The organism is Neobacillus bataviensis LMG 21833 (assembly GCF_000307875.1).
In the GTDB taxonomy this organism is placed as follows: domain Bacteria; phylum Bacillota; class Bacilli; order Bacillales; family Cytobacillaceae; genus Neobacillus; species Neobacillus bataviensis.
The window spans coordinates 1-739 of sequence record NZ_AJLS01000177.1; the positions used below are offsets into that span (position 1 = coordinate 1).

The 739-nt window shown below is 38.0% G+C and carries 1 protein-coding gene; it reads left to right on the forward strand.

Annotated features, from left to right (window positions below; translation table 11 throughout):
- Window positions 1–59: 59 nt before the first annotated feature.
- Window positions 60–509 carry a hypothetical protein gene (locus BABA_RS24465; RefSeq protein ID WP_007087957.1) on the forward strand — a complete coding sequence of 150 codons (450 nt, stop codon included), beginning with the start codon at window positions 60–62 and terminating at the stop codon, window positions 507–509.
- Window positions 510–739 lie beyond the last annotated feature (230 nt).

Below are 739 nucleotides of genomic sequence, written 5' to 3' on the forward strand. Positions count from 1 at the left end.
TTATTAATACAACCGGAACGGAAATTTGTTCTGATTGAATCATAGAAAGAGGTATCAATATGGTTACTTACACAGATCTTTTACCAAAACCAACAGAAAACCAGCAAGCATTTATCTTGGACCATGGGAAAACAGAAGATGATGGTCAGCTGAAATATGCTGATGATGCTAAAAGTTACGGTTGGAACATGCGCCAATATGGTAAATTGAAAGCCGGTGCGGTTGTTTTGAATCGTCATCCGGGGAAAATTACTAAAGACCGTAAGTGGGAAATTTATGGGGGAGGATACGTCGAAAGTGTATCTGACGAAGATGAAAATGGAAATGTTACGGCAGTAATTACACACGCATTTACAATCGAACCGCCAATCAAGCAAGGCGATTCATTCATTGAAAACTTTGATTGGAATACACCTAACAAGAAGAAGCGTAAAAAGCCAAATTCATGGGCTTACTTCTGGGATCAATACGGGATGAATGAGATTTCCTATAGACTATTACTTACTTGAAATGCTAAAACTTCCTTGCTTGCTTCGTCGGTAATAGCTGAAACGTAAGCCCACTTAGTATCGGCCAAGCGTACTTGTGTAACATCGGTATGTAATACTTTGAAAGGTACGGTTTCAATAAAATGCTGATGTAGAACGTTACGGCCACTTTTACAATCTACCCTATTAACAAATTATGAAACCTATTTGCCAATCGTTTCGCGTATAATAAACTAGTGAGTAATTTAAAG